At 66.0% G+C, this 17,567-nt stretch carries 16 protein-coding genes; 7 read left to right on the top strand and 9 right to left on the bottom strand.

The features are described from left to right. The first annotated feature begins 18 nt into the window (after positions 1 to 18). Positions 19 to 975: a GlxA family transcriptional regulator gene (locus CEY09_RS28635; protein ID WP_088591196.1), complete on the top strand. Its 957-nt coding sequence runs from the start codon at positions 19 to 21 to the stop codon at positions 973 to 975. A 39-nt stretch (positions 976 to 1,014) separates the two neighbouring features. On the opposite strand, the gene CEY09_RS28630 is transcribed toward CEY09_RS28635, so the two are convergent. Next, the gene (locus CEY09_RS28630; protein ID WP_088591195.1) at positions 1,015 to 1,869 is read right to left on the bottom strand and encodes an AraC family transcriptional regulator; all 855 of its coding nucleotides are present in this window, start codon (positions 1,867 to 1,869) and stop codon (positions 1,015 to 1,017) included. Between the two features lie 134 nt (positions 1,870 to 2,003). On the opposite strand from CEY09_RS28630, the gene CEY09_RS28625 reads away from it, so the two are divergent. Next, the gene (locus tag CEY09_RS28625; RefSeq protein WP_088591220.1) at positions 2,004 to 2,549 is read left to right on the top strand and encodes a carboxymuconolactone decarboxylase family protein; all 546 of its coding nucleotides are present in this window, start codon (positions 2,004 to 2,006) and stop codon (positions 2,547 to 2,549) included. A gap of 47 nt (positions 2,550 to 2,596) precedes the next feature. Here the strand turns inward: CEY09_RS28625 and CEY09_RS28620 are convergent, their stop codons facing one another. After that, positions 2,597 to 3,559: a GlxA family transcriptional regulator gene (locus CEY09_RS28620; RefSeq protein ID WP_088591194.1), complete on the bottom strand. Its 963-nt coding sequence runs from the start codon at positions 3,557 to 3,559 to the stop codon at positions 2,597 to 2,599. Positions 3,560 to 3,663: 104 nt separating this feature from the next. Here CEY09_RS28620 and CEY09_RS28615 point away from each other — a divergent pair, with 104 nt between their 5' ends. Then, a complete protein-coding gene (locus CEY09_RS28615; RefSeq protein WP_088591193.1) occupies positions 3,664 to 4,368 on the top strand; it encodes a GNAT family N-acetyltransferase in 705 nt (234 codons plus the stop codon). A 44-nt stretch (positions 4,369 to 4,412) separates the two neighbouring features. On the opposite strand, the gene CEY09_RS28610 is transcribed toward CEY09_RS28615, so the two are convergent. Further along, positions 4,413 to 5,030 carry a TetR/AcrR family transcriptional regulator gene (locus CEY09_RS28610; protein ID WP_088591192.1) on the bottom strand — a complete coding sequence of 206 codons (618 nt, stop codon included), beginning with the start codon at positions 5,028 to 5,030 and terminating at the stop codon, positions 4,413 to 4,415. A 250-nt stretch (positions 5,031 to 5,280) separates the two neighbouring features. On the opposite strand from CEY09_RS28610, the gene CEY09_RS28605 reads away from it, so the two are divergent. Together CEY09_RS28605 and CEY09_RS28600 are read left to right on the top strand one after the other, a co-directional pair. After that, complete coding sequence (locus tag CEY09_RS28605) at positions 5,281 to 6,426, top strand: MFS transporter (protein WP_208625080.1); 1,146 nt, start codon at positions 5,281 to 5,283, stop codon at positions 6,424 to 6,426. Positions 6,427 to 6,561: 135 nt separating this feature from the next. Beyond that, positions 6,562 to 7,863, top strand: a complete 1,302-nt coding sequence (locus tag CEY09_RS28600; protein ID WP_088591190.1) for a UDP-N-acetylglucosamine 1-carboxyvinyltransferase — start codon at positions 6,562 to 6,564, stop codon at positions 7,861 to 7,863. Between the two features lie 110 nt (positions 7,864 to 7,973). Here CEY09_RS28600 and CEY09_RS28595 read toward each other — a convergent pair whose 3' ends face one another. From CEY09_RS28595 to CEY09_RS28575, 5 genes are all read right to left on the bottom strand, one after another. Continuing rightward, complete coding sequence (locus CEY09_RS28595) at positions 7,974 to 9,269, bottom strand: acyl-CoA thioester hydrolase/BAAT C-terminal domain-containing protein (protein WP_088591189.1); 1,296 nt, start codon at positions 9,267 to 9,269, stop codon at positions 7,974 to 7,976. 9 nt (positions 9,270 to 9,278) lie between these two features. After that, positions 9,279 to 10,265 (bottom strand): Bug family tripartite tricarboxylate transporter substrate binding protein, encoded by a 987-nt coding sequence (locus CEY09_RS28590; protein WP_088591188.1) that lies wholly within the window; start codon positions 10,263 to 10,265, stop codon positions 9,279 to 9,281. Positions 10,266 to 10,369: 104 nt separating this feature from the next. After that, positions 10,370 to 10,927 carry a DUF1415 domain-containing protein gene (locus tag CEY09_RS28585; RefSeq protein WP_088591187.1) on the bottom strand — a complete coding sequence of 186 codons (558 nt, stop codon included), beginning with the start codon at positions 10,925 to 10,927 and terminating at the stop codon, positions 10,370 to 10,372. Positions 10,928 to 10,997: 70 nt separating this feature from the next. Beyond that, a complete protein-coding gene (locus CEY09_RS28580; protein WP_006225213.1) occupies positions 10,998 to 12,470 on the bottom strand; it encodes a M20 family metallopeptidase in 1,473 nt (490 codons plus the stop codon). A gap of 111 nt (positions 12,471 to 12,581) precedes the next feature. Further along, entirely contained in the window at positions 12,582 to 13,499 is a 918-nt protein-coding gene (locus CEY09_RS28575; RefSeq protein WP_088591186.1) for a LysR family transcriptional regulator, read from the bottom strand. Between the two features lie 204 nt (positions 13,500 to 13,703). Between CEY09_RS28575 and CEY09_RS28570 the strand changes: the two genes are divergently transcribed. Continuing rightward, positions 13,704 to 14,660, top strand: coding sequence for an alpha/beta hydrolase (locus CEY09_RS28570; protein WP_088591185.1), 957 nt, complete (start codon positions 13,704 to 13,706; stop codon positions 14,658 to 14,660). 19 nt (positions 14,661 to 14,679) lie between these two features. Beyond that, positions 14,680 to 15,669, top strand: coding sequence for a Bug family tripartite tricarboxylate transporter substrate binding protein (locus CEY09_RS28565; protein ID WP_006225216.1), 990 nt, complete (start codon positions 14,680 to 14,682; stop codon positions 15,667 to 15,669). 117 nt (positions 15,670 to 15,786) lie between these two features. On the opposite strand, the gene CEY09_RS28560 is transcribed toward CEY09_RS28565, so the two are convergent. Further along, the gene (locus CEY09_RS28560) at positions 15,787 to 17,415 is read right to left on the bottom strand and encodes a methyl-accepting chemotaxis protein (RefSeq protein ID WP_088591184.1); all 1,629 of its coding nucleotides are present in this window, start codon (positions 17,413 to 17,415) and stop codon (positions 15,787 to 15,789) included. Positions 17,416 to 17,567: the final 152 nt, after the last annotated feature.

Here is a 17,567-nt window from a genome sequence, read left to right as displayed (position 1 = left end):
AGCCACCCCACGCCCGCCATGCATACCGTCGCCGTCATCGCCTTTGAAGGCATCAGCCCGTTCCATCTGTCCGTCCCCTGCATGGTGTTCGGCGACGACCTGGCCCGCTTGGGCGTGCCGCGGTATCAGCTGCTGATCTGCGGCGAACGAACCGGGCTGATCCCCACGATGTCCGGGTTCAACATCGAGGTCGAACACGACCTGTCGGCGCTGGCCCAGGCCGACACCATCATCATGCCCGCGTGGCGCGACCCCGAGGAATCCGCGCCCCCCGCGCTGCTGGACGCGTTGCGGGCCGGCCATGCCCGCGGCGCCCGCATCGCCGGGCTGTGCCTGGGCACCTTCGTGCTGGCCGAAGCGGGTTTGCTGGACGGGCGCACGGCGGCCACGCACTGGGTATGGGGCGACGATTTCGAGCGCCGGCATCCGAAAGTCCGCCTGGACCGGAAATCCCTGTACATCGATGACGGCGATATCCTGACGTCCGCGGGCACGGCCGCCGCCATCGATTGCTGCCTGCACTTGCTGCGCCGCGATCACGGCGCCGAGATCGCCAACCGCGTCGCCCGCCGCATGGTCGTCGCCCCCCATCGGCATGGCGGCCAGGCCCAATACATCGAGCAGCCGCTACCCGAACGCAAGGGCTCGGACATGCTCAGCGCCACGTTGGACTGGGCCATCGAAAACCTGCAGCAGCCCCTGACGCTGGACCTGCTGGCCGATAAAGCCGGCATGAGCCGCCGCAACTTCACGCGGCGATTCAAGGCGAAGACGGGCGCCACGGTGTCTGGCTGGGTATTGAACCACCGCTTGGCCGCCGCACAACGCCTGCTTGAGACCAGCGGCCAAGCGGTAGACCAGATCGCTGAAAACGTCGGTTTCGGGTCGTCGGTGTCGTTTCGGCAGCACTTCACGCACGCGTTCGCGATTTCGCCTTCCGCCTACCGCAAGCAGTTCCGGGCAAGCGTCGCGTAGGTACGCCACGCAGCGCGCGGCGTCTGGTCATGCCGCAGCCTAGCGGTTCGCCACCAGCCAGTCCCGCGGCGAGGCTCCCATCCGTTGCCGGAAGGCCTTGGACAAGGACGACGCGCTGGCAAAGCCCAACTCGTCCGCGATGAATTTCACGGGGCGGCCTGACCGCATCATCGACGCCGCCAGGCTCAAGCGCCAATCGGTCAGGTAGGCGGCCGGTGTCGTGCCCGTGGCGTCCTTGAAGGCGGCGGCAAAGGCGCTGCGCGACATGCCGGCGATGGCCGCCATCTTCTCCAGCGGCCAATCGTCGCGCGGCGCCTGGTGCAGAGCCACCAGCGCCCGGGCCAGCTTCGGGTCCGCCAGCCCCATCACCAGCCCATTGCTGACCCCGGCTTGCGCGGGGTGATCCAGTATCCACCGCAGCAATTGGATCAGCACCACTTCAAACAGCCGATCCGCCAAAAGGCGCGAACCGCAACGTACGTTGTCGGCCTCGGCAAACAGCAGATCCAAGGCGGGCCGCAGCCCTTCGACGGCGTTCAACGGCACCCTTAGCACCGGCGGCAAAGACTGCACAAGAGGATTGCGCTCGCCGCCATCGAAATCCAGCGCCGCGCAGGTGAAGTCCGACCCGGTGACGGGCGGATTGATGAACTCATGGTGCATGGCGCGGGGATAGAACAGCAGCGTCGGTTCGGTCAGCGTCATGCGCTGCGAGCCGGCCGTGCCAGGCAGGTGCCGGACTTCCATTTCGCCCTGGCGCAGCACATGTAGAAAGCCCCTGCCGGGCTGCGCATCAAAGGTCTGGATACCGCAAAGCGCGCCCGTGTGGAACAGGCTGGCGCGCACGCGGAAGCGGTCCAGCAGGGCCGACAGACGATCAACAGGGGGAAGCATCGGGGTATTCATGGATTGGACTATAGGACATGTTTTATGGACATAACAACCCCATACATCCAGGAATGGTACGTACGATTCCCTTCACCCGCCACTACCCGGCGGCGTCCCCTACCCAGACAGGAGTAATGACCATGACCCGCGTATCCCTCATCGATTCCAGCAACACCACCGCCGATCGCGCAGCCCTGCTGACCCAAATCCACGGCGCCTTTGGCGCAACGCCCAACATGTTCAAGGCCGTGGCCAATTCGCCCGCCGCGCTGCAAAGCATGTGGGGCGCGTTCGGCGCCTTGGGTGGCGGCGTTATCCCGGCCAAGCTGGGCGAACAGATTGCCGTGGCCGTGGCCGACCGCAATGCCTGCGAATATTGCCTGGCCGCCCACACGGCGCTGGGCCGCAAGGCCGGCGCCAGCGCAGAAGAGATGTCGGCGGCCCAGGCCGGCCAAGCGACCGACCCCAAGACGGCCGCCGCCTTGCGCTTTGCGTTGCAGCTGGTGGAGGCTCGTGGACAGGTCAGCCAGGCGGACGTGCAAGCCGTGCGCGCCGCGGGCTTCAACGACGAAGCCATCGTCGAAATCCTGGCGCATGTGGCGCTGAACCTGTTCACGAACTATGTGAACGTGGCGTTTGCGGTGCCCGTGGACTTTCCCGGTGTGAAGCTGCGCCGCGCGGCGTAAGCGCATGGCGGGACGCGGGCGTGGTCCGCCGGCTTGCCGTGCCAGGATCACGCGCCGCGCAGTTCCCGCACTCCGCGTCCCAAGCGGCGGCGCAGCAACGTGCGCAACGTTGCGCCGTCGCCGTAGCCGACTTCGGCCGCGATTGCCTCGATGTTCAGCTTGCTGGTGCGCAACAGGTGAACGGCGCGCTCCACGCGCAGGTCCTGGAAATACGACAAGGGCGATTTGCCCAGCACGGCTTCGATTCGGCGCTGCAGCGTGCGCGTGCTGGTCGCCAATGCCGCGGCGGCGGCATCCAGCGAAAAACCTTCGGCCAGGCGCCCTCTTGCCCAATGTTCAAAACGTTCGACCAACGGGTCCGCGCGTGCCAGATGGTCGGGAATCATGTACGGCGCTTGCGATGGCCGGGCGTCCACCAACAGATAGCGGACGACCACGGACGCCAGGGCCGGGCTGGCCTGGTTCAAGAGCCACAGCGCCAGGTCCAGGTGCCCCATGGCGGCGCCCGCCGTGGTGAATTCACCCGAGGGCACCATCATGCGCGTGCTGTCCAGCCGCACGTCGGGATAGCGCTGGCGAAACAGCGGCGCCAGCCACCAGGAGGTGGTGGCCTCGTGGCCATTCAATAACCCCGATTCCGCCAGCACGAACGTGCCGATGCATGCGGCCGCGATTTGCACGCCACGGGCGTGGCTATCGCGCAGCAACGCCATGGCATCCGCCACGTCGGGGCGGGCCAGCGCCGGCAGCAGCTGTTCCGGCATTTTGGTGGCAATGGCCGGCATGACCAGCCAGTCGGGCTTGCCCACGTCGGCAACAGCCTGCACGGGAACGCGCATGCCCAACCCCGTGCGCACATCGGGGCGTACGCCCACCACCTTGATGTCGAAAGGCTGCCCTTCGGCGGGCCGCTCCAACGCAGCCAGCTCGTTGGCGGTGGTGAATGCGTCAAGAATCGCCGACAGGCCGGTGTCGAAACAGCCCTCCAGGGCCAAAACGGAAATTTTCATGGCGGGAATGACTCTAAAAATGTCATTTACGACAATAGAGCCGATGTCGATTCCTGTCTACAGTAGGGCCCGTGACGCATCTGGCGCCAACTACCGGAATCCGCATGAATACCTCCCCCTCCCATCCGCTCGACAACCCCGTGTGGAACGCCTTGACCTTGGCGCACGCCCATCTGCGTCAAGGCGATGGCCTGGCCTGCCGCTACCTGTCCGACGTCGCACCGTTCGCAGCCCTGGCGTCTGACGCCGCGCCGGCCTGGGAGGCGCTGGCGCAGCTTTTGCCGGCCGGCGAACAGGTCGCCATCCTGGCCGCGGGGCCGATCACGCCAGAGGCCCGGTTTCGTACCCAGCCGATTGGCGTGCTGCACCAAATGACGGCGACGGCCGCTGCTTCCGCCGCCGATGATGCCCCGGACATCGCCCTCCTGGGCAGTGACGATGCGGCAGACATGCTGGAACTGACCCAAGCGACCAAACCCGGCCCGTTCTGCAAGCGCACCCACGAAATGGGGCGCTACATCGGCATTCGGAATCAAGGACGCCTGATCGCAATGGCGGGCGAACGGATGCGCCCGGAAGGACATGTCGAGATCAGCGCGGTCTGCGTGGATCCGGCCTGGCGCGGCAAGGGCATCGCCGCCCGGCTCATCAAACGGTTGCAGGCCAGCATCCAAGAGCGCGGCGACACGCCGTTCCTGCATGTGCTGGGCAGCAACCAGAATGCCATCGCGTTGTACGAACGCCTGGGATTCACCCTGCGGCGAACGTTCTTCCTGACGCTGATCGGACAGGCCGAGCGCAACGTCTAGCCGGCAACTGGCACCCCCAAGCCTGACTGCAGCCCCGCCAGCGCTTATGCCTGGCTGCGCGAGGCGTCCCAGATCGCCATCAGCTGCGTGATCGCGGCGTCGAAGGTGGGATAGCGGACACCATCGCGCGCCAGCGTGGACACTCCCACCAGGAACCCGTCAAACACGCACGCCAGGGACCGGGCGTCCGTCGTGGCGGACAACTCGCCACTGGCGATGCCGCGTTCCACGCAATGGACGAAGCCCGCGCGGGTGCGTTGGCGTGAGGCCGTCAGCGGTTTGGTCACGTCCGCGTGCTCGGGCGTCGGTGCGCTCATGACGGCCAGCGCCACCATGCAGCCCTTGGGATGCCCCCGCTCGCACTGCATCTTCGACGATTGGCGCAACGCCAGTTCGACCGCATCGCGGGCGGGCATGGCGTCGTCCCACAGGCATTCCGTGACCAGCGCATAGGTTTCCAGATAGCGCTGCACGGTCTCTTGAAACAAGGCCTCTTTCGATCCGAAGGCTGCATAGAAGCTTGGCGCGGAAATGCCGCCGCCAATGCCGGCTTTCAGTTGGCTCAACGACGTGGATTCGTAGCCCTGCTCCCAGAATAGATGCAACGCCTGGTCGATCGCCTGGTCACGATCAAACGCGCGCGGCCGGCCCATCTGCGCCATATCAGACTCCTTAGATCACGACATCCATACTACTCGATACAAAAGTCGTTGACAACGCGTTGGCTCGCACCCTACATTTGTACCGATCGATATATAAATGGTGAGGCATTGCCGACGGTCAGCCGTCCGCCCGTCTGCCCGATCGGTCCCGATTCATCTTCAAAAGGATTTTTGTGTGAGCCACTTTTCCGCTCAGGCCGGACAGCCCGCCTCCGACCGCCTGCCCGTCTCTGCCCTGCTGGCGCTGGCGATGACCGGCTTTATCTGTATCGTCACCGAGACCTTGCCCGCCGGACTGCTGCCGCAGATCAGCGACGGGCTGGATGTCAGCGCGTCGCTGGCCGGCCAGATGGTCACCGCCTATGCGCTTGGTTCGCTGCTGGCGGCCATTCCGCTGACGATCGCCACCCGCGGTTGGCGGCGCCGCAACGTCCTGCTGCTGACCATCGTCGGCTTCCTGGTCTTCAATTCGGCCACGGCCCTGTCATCCCATTACGGGGTGACCCTGGTGGCGCGATTCTTTGCGGGCGTGGCGGCGGGGCTGGCCTGGAGTCTGCTGGCCGGTTATGCGCGGCGCATGGTCGCCCCCTACCAGCAAGGCCAAGCGATGGCGCTTGCCATGGTGGGCACACCCATCGCCTTGTCCCTGGGCGTGCCGCTGGGCACCTTGCTGGGATCCGCGGTGGGCTGGCGCGCGGCGTTCTGGATCATGTCCGGATTGACGCTGGTGCTGATCGCGTGGGTGCTGGCCAAGGTGCCCGACTACCCCGGCCAGTCCGCCCATGAGCGAATGCCGCTGCGCCGCGTCTTCACGACGCCTGGCGTGCGGCGCGTGCTGGCCGTCGTCATCGCGTGGATGCTGGCCCACAACATCCTCTACACCTACATCGCGCCCTTTGTCGCGCCTGCCGGACTGGGCGCGCGGGTGGACCTGGTGCTGTTCATATTTGGGGCGTCCGCGCTTGTCGGCATCTGGATCACGGGCAAGCTGGTTGACCGCCACTTGCGTTCGACGGTGCTGGCCAGCCTGGCCGCGTTTGGCGCCACCGCGCTTGCGTTTGGCCTGGTGCCGGCAAACCCGACCGTGATCTACGTGGGAATCGCGGTGTGGGGAATCAGCTTTGGCGGCGCGGCCACGCTGCTGCAGACGGCGCTGGCCGACGCGGCCGGACGCGGCGCCGACGTGGCGCTGTCCATGAATGTCGTCGCCTGGAATGGGGCGATTGCCGGTGCGGGCGTGGTGGGCGGCATGTTGCTTGACGTGTGGGGCGCAGGCGCATTCCCGTGGGCCCTGGTAATCCTGGCGGGTGTTGCGATCATGATTGCGTCGTCGGGCCACGCTTACGCGTTCCGGCCCGGGCTGCGCAGTTCGGGTGCGGTCGTCGTCGGACATTGACCGAGGTCGGCCCGGGCAGGCATTAAATTGCAGATTGAAACGTTTTGTCGCCCGGGGGCCGGCCCCCGCCCGGGCGACGCCAGTACAATTCCCCGCGCTCCCCTCTCTTTTTTCACTCCGGCCGCCTTTCTCCCCATGTCCAACCTCATCGTCCACGGTGGCACGCCCCTGCGCGGCCGCGTCATTCCTTCAGCCAACAAAAACGCCGTGCTTCCCATTCTGTGCGCCACGCTGCTGACAGATCAGCCGTTGAAGCTGCATGGGGTCCCGGACATCACGGACGTGCGCAAGATCCTGGACATCTTCCGCACGCTGGGCAGCGAAGTCCGGCTGGATGAGACCACCCGCACGCTGGATCTGCACCACAAGCACACCCAGTTCGACGCCGCCGCCCACCGCCTGCCGGAAGAAATGCGGTCATCCATCATGCTGGTGCCGCCGCTCCTGGCCCGCTTTGGCGTGGCGCGGCTGGAAGACAACGTGAAGGGCTGCACGCTGGGGGTGCGCGAGATCGACCCGCACGTGGAGATCTTCCGTTCGTTTGGCGGCGAGGTCGAGCGCGCAAGCGGGTCCTTGCTGGTGCGCAGCAGCGGCGCGCTCAAGCCCACCCATCATTGGCTGGACTACGCGTCGGTCACCACGACCGAGAACTTCGTGCTGTGCGCGGCGGCCGCCGAAGGCGAATCGTCGCTGACCAACGCCGCTTCCGAGCCGCACGTGCAGGAATTCTGCCGTTTCATGACGATGATGGGCGCCGATATCGACGGTATCGGCACGTCCCGCCTGACAGTGCGCGGCGGCACGCGCCTGGGTGGCGGCGAGTTCACGTTTGAAGAAGACTTCCACGAAATCACCACGTTCCTGGCGCTGGGCGCAATCACGGGCGGCGACGTCGTGGTGCGCAACCGCACGCCGGGCAATTTCCCGCTGATCGACCGCACGTTCGCCAAGTTCGGCGTGCAGATCGAACACAAGGACGGCTGGTCGCGCGCACTGCGTTCGGGCCCGCTGAAGGTGCAAACGCCCTTCACCAGCAATGTGCTGACCAAGGTGGAAGCGGCGCCGTGGCCGTATTTCCCGGTGGACCTGCTGCCAATCTTCATCGCGCTGGGCGTGTGCGCCGAGGGCAACGCGATGTTCTGGAACAAGGTCTACGACGGCGCCCTGGGCTGGACAGGCGAATTGTCGAAGTTCGGCGCGCACGTGTTTTCGTCGGACCCGCACCGCGTCGTGACGTTCGGCGGCAATCCACTGACGCCGGCGGTGGTCGAAAGCCCCTACATCATCCGCGTGGCCATCGCCCTGTTCATGGTGGCCAGCAGCATCAAGGGCCGCTCCGAAATCCGCAACGCGACCCCGATCCGCCGGGCGCATCCGCAGTTCGTGGAAAATCTGCGCAGCCTGGGCGTGCAGGTGGAATGGACGAGCGAAGAATAAAAGCGGTGAGGGCTGCCCCCGTCAAGGCGCACATCGCAGCGGCAGATGTGATGGGTTGCGCGCGCTAAGCTCCTGCGTTCTTGCTGGAGACGGCACGCGCTCCACCCATCCTACGAAATGCCGGCGGCCCTGCCCAAGAATTCCAGCACCGCCATGTAAGAGCCCTCGTTGCCCGCCGCATTCGCGGCGGGCGTGCCCCCCGCGTCCAGCAGCAGTCCCGACATCGCATGCGGCTTGCTGATCAGTGTGGCCGGCAAGTAGGGATAGTGCACGTGGTGCCCCGCCCCCATGCACACATGATGGAAGGTGGGCAGGCCGTGCGACTGGCGCTGCCGCATCACGATTTCTGAATAAGCGGTGCTGGGCCAGAAGCCGTCGTCGGACGCGCTGACCAGCATGACCGGGCCGGGATAGTTTTCAACCGGGATGCGCGCGCGTTCGAATGCGGCGCTGTCACGGGTAGCGCTCAGGAATGCGTGGGTCTGCCGGTATGGCGGTTCCGACGCGTAGGCCGCTTCCCAATCCGCGATGGCGTTGTCTTGCCATAGATGCGGCAACGGTTCGCCGCCCTGCGTCCAGACCTGCGCATTGCGCCCCGTCCCGGGCGCGCCAGCGCTGACCACGCCATGCGTGACGGGCGACGGCACATAAGCCACGACCGCACTGACCAGTTCCGGATAGTGCGAGGCCACCAGCAGCGAGGTCTCGCCGCCCCGGCTGATGCCGGACAACGCGACAAAGCCGTCGCGCGGCGCCAGTTCGGCGCGTGCCCACTGCAGCACGTGCTGGAAATACTCCAGCGGCATGTCGTTCAGGTACTTGGGCCGGCCTTCGTAGTTGAAGATGGCCAGGGCCAGGCACTGGAATCCGCGGGCGGCGAAGAGCGCGGCGCGCGGCGCATTCACGCCGCCCGACGAACCGTTCATGTAGATCACCAGCGGATGCGGACCGGGGCCGGCCGGCGTATAGAGTTCGCCCGATACCGTCATGCCGCCGACCTGTTCGCGCACCGCGCGATGGGTCACGCCCTCTTCCAGGAATTCCTGCACCAGCCGCGCCGAGGCGACGTGGCTGCCGTCGGTCGCTTCGATCTGGATGACCAGGGGATCCGTGCGATCGGGTGGAAACACCACGCGGCTCATGTCTTCGCACACCATCGACCACACGATGCCCATCGCTGAGGGTTCGGCATAGCTGCCCGAGACGGGGCTGTCGCGCCCCAAGTCCAGGCTGCCGTCGTGGCCGGCCACGAAGACGGCTTGCGAGCGCCATGGGGCGCCACACATCTGCATGGTGGCGGTGACGGTGATGAAGGCGTAGGCCGGAAAGCCGTCGATGCGGATGTCGCGAGCGACGTCGATCAGCGCGAATTCGGGATTGACGGTGATGCGGGCTTGTTCAGTCACGGGGTGTCCTTACGCTTTCAGATCGGTCTTGGGTACGCCGTTGGCCTTGATGACCTGGGCCCACATGGCGGATTCGTCGGCAATCACCTTGTCCAGATCGGCGGACGACGTGAACTCCACCGCCACGCCCTGTTCGGCGAACTGCTGCACCAGGCTGGGGTCCCGCGTGCCTTCGCGCACCGCGTTCTCCAGCACTTTCACCACTTCCGCCGGCATGGCGGCGGGGCCCGAGATCATCATGCGGGTGTAGAGCTCGAAGTCGTCCACGCCGGCCTCTTTCATGGTGGGCACGTCAGGCAGGCTGGACAGCCGCTTGTCGGCGGTCACCGCCAACACCTGCAGCTTGCCCGACTTGATATTGGCCAGCGCGGAGGTGGGGAAGTCGAACGTGCTTTGCACCGTGCCGGCCATCAGGTCCAGCAGCGCGGGGCCGCTGCCCTTGTACGGCACGTCCTGAAACTGGGTGCCGGTCTTGGACTGGAAATGCAGCAGCGCCAGGTGGTTGATGACGCCACGCCCGGCATGGGCGCAGGTGATGTCGCCCGGCTTCTTCTTGGCCAGCGCGATGAATTCCTGCACGTTCTTCACGCCCAGCGCGGGGTGCACGATCAACAGCATGGGCGACTTGCCCATCGATCCCAGTTGCTTGAAGTCCGACTGCTGGTACGGCAGGTTGTTGTACAGCAAGGGGTTCAGGATCATGCCGTTGGTGCCGGCGAATCCCAGCGTATAGCCATCCGGCTCGGCGCGCGCCACGGCCACCGTCGCGATGATGGCCTGGCCCCCCGGGCGGTTTTCGACGACCACGGTCTGCTTCAGCGTCTTGCCCATGCGTTCGGCCAGCGCGCGGGCGGCGATGTCGGTCAGGCCGCCGGGCGCAAAGCCCACCAGCAGCCGCACGGAGCGCGTGGGGAAGGTGCTTTGGGCCCAGACGGGACGGGACATCAGGGGCAGCGCGGCAAGCGCGCCCAGGGCGTGGCGGCGATTCATTCGCATACGGGTCTCCAGCAAGGAAACGGTATGTTGTATGCAATCTGATTCGTCCGCCATTTAGGGATATCCCGTGAGGGCCTCCCCCCAACAGCGGTCAAGCCCCGCCGTCAGGCCTTGGTCATCAGCTTCTTCCAGCCTTCAAGGCCCAGCTTGTTCATCGTGTCGATGTTCTTTTCATAGATCTCGGCGGCGTCCGGGAAGGACTCCACGGCGCGGTCGATGCTGTCTTCGCGCAAGAGGTGCAGGATGGGGTACGGCGACCGGTTCGTGTAGTTCTCGATGTCGTCGGGCTGCGTATCGGCAAACTGGAACAGCGGGTGGAAGGTAGCCACCTGCAGCTCGCCCACCAGGCGCATGCGCTTGAGCAAGCGGTCGGACAGTTCTTCGAAATCGTTGAAATCCAGGAAGTCGTCCAGCGCGTCCGGGATGATCAGCAAGGTGGTGTCGATCTTTTCGGGGTCGGTTTCGGCCAGCAGCGCCAGTTCGTCCTGCAGGTCGGTCAGGACGCCCTCGGCGTCGGTGGCGTCGCTGACGGCAAAGCGGATCTGGTCCTTGACCTGGACCGCTTTGGCGAACGGACAGAGGTTCAGGCCGATCACGGCCTTGGTCAGCCAATCGCGGGTTTCGGCAACCACGTTGGCGTAGGCGTCGGAAGTGGAAATCATCGGGGTCAGTCCTGAAAAAAGAAAGAGCGCAAGGCCTGGCGGCCCGCGCTCTGTGGGGCGTGCGGGTGCGTCAGGCAGCCGGCATGGCCGCCATGGTTTGGGCGACGGCTGCGGTCAGCTTCTTGCCGTAGGGCACGTGCAGGAATTCATTGGGACCGTGGGCGTTGGACTTGGGGCCCAACACGCCGCAAACCATGAACTGGGCCTTGGGGAAGCCCTTTTGCAGGATGCTCATCAGCGGGATCGTGCCGCCCTGGCCGATGTAGCCGCAGGGTTGGCCGTAGTACTGCTGGGACGCGGCGTCCAGGGCCTGGGTCAGCCACGGCACGGACGCCGGGGCGTTCCAGCCGGTGGCGGCGCCCTCGTTGGCCTTGAAGATGACCTTGGCGTTGTAGGGCGCGTCGGCTTCCAGCAATTCCTTGATTTCCTGCGAGGCGGCCACGGCGTCCACCAGCGGCGGCAGGCGTAGCGACAGCTTGAACGCGGTGCGCGGGCGCAGCACGTTGCCGGCGCTGGACAGCGGCGGCAGGCCTTCGGCGCCGGTCACCGACAGGGTCGGACGCCAGGTGCGGTTCAGGAGCGCCTGTTCGGGTTCGGTCGTCATCGGCAGCACGAAGCCGCCTTCAGCGCCGCAGCTCCAGGGGAAACGGCGCCAAACTTCGTCACCCAGGATGCGCGCGGTGGCGGACACCTGTTCGATGCGTTCGGCGGGGATCTCGCAGTGCAGGCTTTGCGGCAGCAGGCGGCCGGTGCCGCTGTCTTCCAGGCGGTCCAGCAGATGGCGCAGGATGCGGAACGACGAGGGCACGACGCCGCTGGAGTCGCCCGAGTGCACGCCTTCGTCCAGCACCTGGACTTCCAGCGTGCCCGACACCATGCCGCGCAGCGACGTGGTCATCCACAGCTGGTCGTAGTTGCCGGCGCCCGAATCCAGGCACACCACCAGGGCCACGTTGCCCAGGCGGTCGCGCAGCGCGTCCACATAGGGCAGCAGGTCATAGCTGCCGGATTCTTCACAGGTCTCGACGATGCCCACGCAGCGCGGGCGCGGAATGCCCTGCTTGTCCAGCGCCATGATGGCGGTCAGCGAGGCGTACACGGCGTAGCCGTCATCCGCGCCGCCGCGGCCATACAGCTTGCCGTCTTCGTACTTGGGCGTCCACGGGCCCAGGCCCGCGCGCCATCCCGAGAATTCCGGCTGCTTGTCCAGGTGGCCGTACAGCAGCACGGTGTCGCCGTTGTCGCTGCGGGTGGCGGGCGCGTCGAAAAAGATGACGGGCGTGCGGCCCGGCAGGCGCACCACTTCCAGCTTCAGGCCAGACACTTTCTGCGCTTCGACCCATTGCGCCGCATCGCGCACCACGCGCTCGATGAACGCGTTCTTCTCCCAGTCGGCATCGAACGCCGGGCTCTTGGCGGGCACGGCGATGTAGTCGGTCAGCGCGGGGATGATCTCGTTATCCCATTTGTCGTCGACAAATTCCTGGAGGGCCTTCGGGTCCAAGGTGGGCGGCAGTGCGTCTTCGGGGATACGTGCGTTCATGGCGCGGGATCCTGTGTGTGCGGGAAAGGGTAATTTTCTATTTTATGCCTGAGCGCGCCCGGCGGCATCTTTTGCCCCCCTTTGATCGCCCAACGCGCCAAAACGGTGTCGTCATCTGGCCGCGTAGGCTTCGATTCGGCTCCATACCTGGCGGGCCAGCGGCTTGGCGTTGTCGACCGACTGGTACAGCCGGATCTCCATATGGATATCGTTGCGGGCGCTGTCGGCGCGCACCAGCGTGCCGGCCCGCAGGTCGGCTTCGATCAGCGTATGCGGCAACCAGGCCAGGCCAAAACCCTGGCGCGCCATCGCGTGCAAGGCATCGGCCAGATCGGATTCATACATGGTCTGCAGCAGCGGCACCACGCAAAGCCCGCGCAGGCGGTCATGCAGGATGCGGCCCAGCGACATGCTGTCTGCGTATGCCAGGAACGGCACGGCGGGGTCCGAGGCCAGCTTGGGCACGGCGTGGCGCGGGTGCCGCCCGCCCGGGCTGACGGGCGCGCTGACGGCCACCAGCTTGTCGGCGCCGACGCGCCGGCATCGGTAGCCGGGGTTGTCGATCTTGGCGTAGAGCGGCTCGTGCGCATGGCACAGCAGGAAATCCACCTCGCCGTCCGCCAGCATGTCCACCCCGTAGTTCAGCGTGGTGGTGATGACTTTCAGCTGGAACGCCGGCATGCCCTGCTGCACGCTGGCCATCACGCCCGGCAGCACGGAATGCGCCAGCGTCTTGCCTGAGGCGATGGTGATCTTGCGGTTGCGCTCCTGCTCGGGCTTTTGCAGCGCCTGGCGCGTGTCGCGCAGGATGTCCAGCACGTCGATGGCCGCAGCCAGCATGCTGCGCCCCGCCGGGTTGAGGGTGGTGGCCTGATGACCGCGCTCAACCAGCGGCACGCCCGCCCACTCCTCAAGCGCCTTGATGCGGCGCCCGAACGCCGGATGCGTCACGCTGCGCGCCTCGGCCGCCTGGAACATGTTGCGCGACTTCGATAAGGCGACGAAGTCTTCCAGCCATTTAGTGTCCATATGACTCTCCGTGCGGCGCTCGTGGGCCCTTTCCCCGCCGGGCCGCCCCAAGGGGAAAGCGCCCCCTCGGGGGGCAGCAAGCGCACGAAGTGCGCGCGGCGTGGGGGCAACATCTGTGCCGAATCGGCACAATGGATGCTCATTTTGCACAACCCAGATACATCTGGCAACTAACATCGCGGCGTCCATTCCTTGGAAACGCCGATGTCCGACTCCCCTGTCCTGCTCAAATCCATCCGCAGCCATTTTCTGGGCGGCGTCGAAGCCGTGGCCGGCGGCGTGCCGATGCTGCAGAAAAAGGTGGTGGACAACGCCTCGGCCCGCTTGATCGACATGAACGGCGGCTACAGCGTCGGCCAGCTTTACGTGCAGGAATACCGGCTGGCCAAGCCGCTGCATCCCTACCCCGTGTTGCTTTGGCACGGCGGCGGCATGACGGGCGCGCAATGGGAGAGCACGCCGGACGGCCGCGAAGGCTGGCTGTGGCGCCTGCTGCAGGCGGGCTACGACGTGTTCGTATCCGATGCGCCCGAACGCGGCCGCGCGTCCTGGGCGATGTATCCGCAGGTCTACGACAGTGCGCCGATCTTCCGGTCCAAGGAAGAAGCCTGGCGCCTGTTCCGCATCGGCCCGGCTTCGGGCTATGCGCCCGCCGGGCAACCGCGCCACGCCTATCCGGCGCAGCAGTTCCCCATCGACTCCTTCGACACTTTCGCCAAGCAGTTCGTGCCGCGTTGGCTGACGCATGGCGACATGGCGCTGGACGCGTACCGGCAATTGCTGGAACTGGCTGGCCCCTGCATCGTCTTCGGCCATAGCCAGGGCGGCGGCTTCGCCACGCTGCTGGCCCATGAATACGCCGCCACCATCCGCGCCGTCGTCGCGCTGGAACCCACCGGCACCCCGGCCGCCGTGCCCTGGCAGTTGCCCCCGCACTTGCTGGTGTGGGGCGATCACTTTCAGGCGGACGAGACCTGGTTGCGCTACCGCGCCCAGACGGACGCCTATTGGCGGGCCCTGCGTATTGCGGGCGTCCGCGCCGAAACGCTGGACCTGCCTTCCGCCGGCATCGCCGGCAATTCCCATTTCTGCATGCTGGACCGCAATAGCGACCAGATAGCCGGATTGATCGTCGATTGGCTCGACCGCAGCCTCGACTAACCTTCGCCTGGAGACACAGATGAACTTCAAGAAATCCACCATCGCCCTGGCGCTGCTGACCGGCGCCACGCTGGCCGCCGGCGCCGCTTCGGCGCAACAGGCCACCGACTACCCCTCCAAGCCCCTGCGCCTGATCGTGCCGTTCGCCCCCGGCGGCACCGCCGACATCATCGGCCGCGTTTTCGCCGCGCAACTGGGCACCGAACTGGGCGCCACCGTGGTCGTGGAAAACAAGGCGGGTGCCGGCGGCTCGATCGGCACGCGCTACGTCGCCGATGCCGCCCCCGACGGCTACATCTTGCTGCTGGCCTCATCCAGCACCCACGGCACCAACCCCGCCGTGTACAAGTCGCTGACCTATGACGCCGTGCAGGACTTCACCGCGATCACGCAACTGGTGACCGTGCCGGGCGTGCTGAGCGTGACGAAGGACTTCCCGGCGGCCGACTTGAACGCGCTGATCGCCACCTCCAAGGCGAATCCGGACCGCTACACCTACGCCTCGTCGGGCGCGGGCGGCCTGGGCAACCTCGCCATGGAGCTGATGAAGTCGATGACGGGCGCCAAGCTCATGCACATCGCCTACCGCGGCGCAGGCCCGGCGTTCACCGACGTGATCAGCGGCCAGGTCTCGATGATCTGGGAACCGGTGCCGGCATCGCTGCCCTACATCAAGGGCGGCCAGATCCGTCCGATCGCCATCGCCGCCGATACGCGTTCGCCGGAACTGCCTGACACGCCGACCTTCAAGGAAGCCGGTCTGCCGCGTTATGAAGCCAATGCCTGGAACGGCCTGCTGGCGCCCAAGGGCCTGCCGGAAGACGTGAAGAAGAAGCTGCACGACGCTTCGGTGAAGGCGCTGAACACGCCGGAAGTGAAGGCCAAGATGGCCAGCCTGGGCGGCACGGTCGTGGCCGGCACGTCGGATGAATTCCAACAGGTCATCGCCAGCGACGTGAAGAAGTGGAAGAACGTGGCGGCCGACGCCAAGATCCAGCTGGATCAATAATCGTCTCGGTACCGCGCTAATGAGAAATGCCCCGCAAGGGGCATTTCTCATTGCAGGGCTGGAGCCAGGGCGGCCGCCATCAACGCCATCGGCGCCATCAGCGGCATCGCCCATCCATCAGGCGCCCAGCAGCGCCGGCTCCGCCCCGCGGCCCAACGCGGGCGCTTCCTCGTCGATCACTCGGCCGCCGGCTTGCAGCTTGAACACTGCGACCGCTTCGCGCAGGCGTTGCGCCTGGGTTTCCAGTGACGCGGCGGACGCCGCCGCTTCTTCGACCAGCGCCGCGTTCTGCTGCGTCACGCTATCCATCTGCGACACCGCCTGGTTCACCTGCTGGATGCCTTGCGACTGCTCTTCGGACGCGCTGGAGATCTCGTTGATGATGTCCGTCACGCGGCGCACCGACACCACGATCTCTTGCATGGTGGCGCCGGCGGCTTCCACCTGGTCCGACCCGATCGACACCTTCTGTACCGACTCGTCGATCAAGCCCTTGATTTCCTTGGCCGCTTGGCCGCTGCGTTGCGCCAGCGCGCGCACTTCGCTGGCCACCACCGCAAAGCCCTTGCCCTGCTCGCCCGCACGCGCCGCTTCCACGGCCGCGTTCAGCGCCAGGATGTTGGTCTGGAAGGCGATGCCGTCGATCACGCCGACAATGTCGGCGATGCGCTTGGAGCTGTCGGCAATGCCGCGCATGGTGCCCACCACGTCGCCCACGGCCTTGCCGCCGCGCGTGGCCACTTCGGAGGCCGCCGTCGCCAACTGCGAGGCGCTGCGCGAACTGTCGGCATTGTTCTTCACGGTGGACGACAATTCGTCCATGCTGGCCGCGGTTTCCTCCAGAGAGGCCGCCTGCTGCTCGGTCCGGGAAGACAGGTCGATGTTGCCGGCCGCGATCTCGCGCGAACCGGTGTGGATCTCTTCCACGCCCAAGCGCACGGCGGACACGGTGCGGGCCAGGCTGTCCTGCATGTGCTTGACCGCGGCGTACAGCACGCCGATCTCGTTGTCGCCGCGCTGCTCGATGCGGTTACTGAGGTCGCCGCTGGCGATGCGGTCGAACAGGCGGCCGGCGTCGTGCAGCGGACGGAACACCGACCGCGCGAAGATCACGTACAGGCTCACCACCAGCACGGCCACCACGGCCAGCAGACAGACCAGCAGCACGATCGCGCCGTTGATGCGCGCAGACGTGTCGCGCGCCACGCGCTGGCCCACATCGTCCGCATAGTCCACGTACTTCTGGATAGCCTGCGTGAAGGCGATGCCCAGCGGGGTGACCTTTTCCAGGTTCAGCCGGCTGGCGTCCTGCGGTTTACCGGCGCGGATGGCGGCCACCATCGGCGCGATCGCGTCGCGCTGATAGACATCGTAGGCGGCCAGTGCCGCGTCGAACAAGGGCTTGCCCTCGGCGGACGTCTCAGGCTGCTTGCGGGCGCTGTCGATCAGGTCGGACGCCTTCTTGGTATAGCCGTCCAGCCGCTGCATGCTGGCCAGCGTGTCGATGCTTTTGCCTTCCAGCAGCGCGCTCTGCGCCGCCAACAGGACCAGGCGCGCACGCAGCAATTCAGCGCCTGCGCCGTCCACGGCGTTGGCACGGACCAGGTTGGTGTCCAGTAGCAATTCAATCGAAGTGCGGTTGGACGTCAATTGCTGGTACACGGCTGCGCCGGTTACCAGGAAAAGCGCAAAAAAGACGCCCAAGGCGGACGTCAGGATTGCGCGGATACTTAAATTCTTGAACATGAAAGGCCACTCCGGGTTGCGTAACGCTCATCCGGTTAACGGCCTAATGCAATGAAAAGTTAAATATCTCATTGGGTTACATGCAAAACACCGCTTCTGCGTCCTGCCCTGGACGAAAAAAAACGGGCCGCTGGGCCCGTTTTGTTCCTGTG

The organism is Achromobacter marplatensis (assembly GCF_002209535.1).
GTDB lineage: Bacteria > Pseudomonadota > Gammaproteobacteria > Burkholderiales > Burkholderiaceae_B > Achromobacter > Achromobacter marplatensis.
Note: the sequence above shows the minus strand (reverse complement) of the source record. Positions and strands in the feature narration are given on the sequence as shown.

Excerpts from the sequence above, each read along its gene's own strand:
- CEY09_RS28635 (WP_088591196.1), top strand. The coding sequence starts at position 19 with ATGCATACCGTCGCCGTCATCGCCTTTGAAGGCATCAGCCCGTTCCAT.
- CEY09_RS28630 (WP_088591195.1), bottom strand. The coding sequence starts at position 1,869 with ATGCTTCCCCCTGTTGATCGTCTGTCGGCCCTGCTGGACCGCTTCCGC.
- CEY09_RS28625 (WP_088591220.1), top strand. The coding sequence starts at position 2,004 with ATGACCCGCGTATCCCTCATCGATTCCAGCAACACCACCGCCGATCGC.
- CEY09_RS28620 (WP_088591194.1), bottom strand. The coding sequence starts at position 3,559 with ATGAAAATTTCCGTTTTGGCCCTGGAGGGCTGTTTCGACACCGGCCTG.
- CEY09_RS28615 (WP_088591193.1), top strand. The coding sequence starts at position 3,664 with ATGAATACCTCCCCCTCCCATCCGCTCGACAACCCCGTGTGGAACGCC.
- CEY09_RS28610 (WP_088591192.1), bottom strand. The coding sequence starts at position 5,030 with ATGGCGCAGATGGGCCGGCCGCGCGCGTTTGATCGTGACCAGGCGATC.
- CEY09_RS28605 (WP_208625080.1), top strand. The coding sequence starts at position 5,281 with ATGACCGGCTTTATCTGTATCGTCACCGAGACCTTGCCCGCCGGACTG.
- CEY09_RS28600 (WP_088591190.1), top strand. The coding sequence starts at position 6,562 with ATGTCCAACCTCATCGTCCACGGTGGCACGCCCCTGCGCGGCCGCGTC.
- CEY09_RS28590 (WP_088591188.1), bottom strand. The coding sequence starts at position 10,265 with ATGCGAATGAATCGCCGCCACGCCCTGGGCGCGCTTGCCGCGCTGCCC.
- CEY09_RS28585 (WP_088591187.1), bottom strand. The coding sequence starts at position 10,927 with ATGATTTCCACTTCCGACGCCTACGCCAACGTGGTTGCCGAAACCCGC.
- CEY09_RS28580 (WP_006225213.1), bottom strand. The coding sequence starts at position 12,470 with ATGAACGCACGTATCCCCGAAGACGCACTGCCGCCCACCTTGGACCCG.
- CEY09_RS28575 (WP_088591186.1), bottom strand. The coding sequence starts at position 13,499 with ATGGACACTAAATGGCTGGAAGACTTCGTCGCCTTATCGAAGTCGCGC.
- CEY09_RS28570 (WP_088591185.1), top strand. The coding sequence starts at position 13,704 with ATGTCCGACTCCCCTGTCCTGCTCAAATCCATCCGCAGCCATTTTCTG.
- CEY09_RS28565 (WP_006225216.1), top strand. The coding sequence starts at position 14,680 with ATGAACTTCAAGAAATCCACCATCGCCCTGGCGCTGCTGACCGGCGCC.
- CEY09_RS28560 (WP_088591184.1), bottom strand. The coding sequence starts at position 17,415 with ATGTTCAAGAATTTAAGTATCCGCGCAATCCTGACGTCCGCCTTGGGC.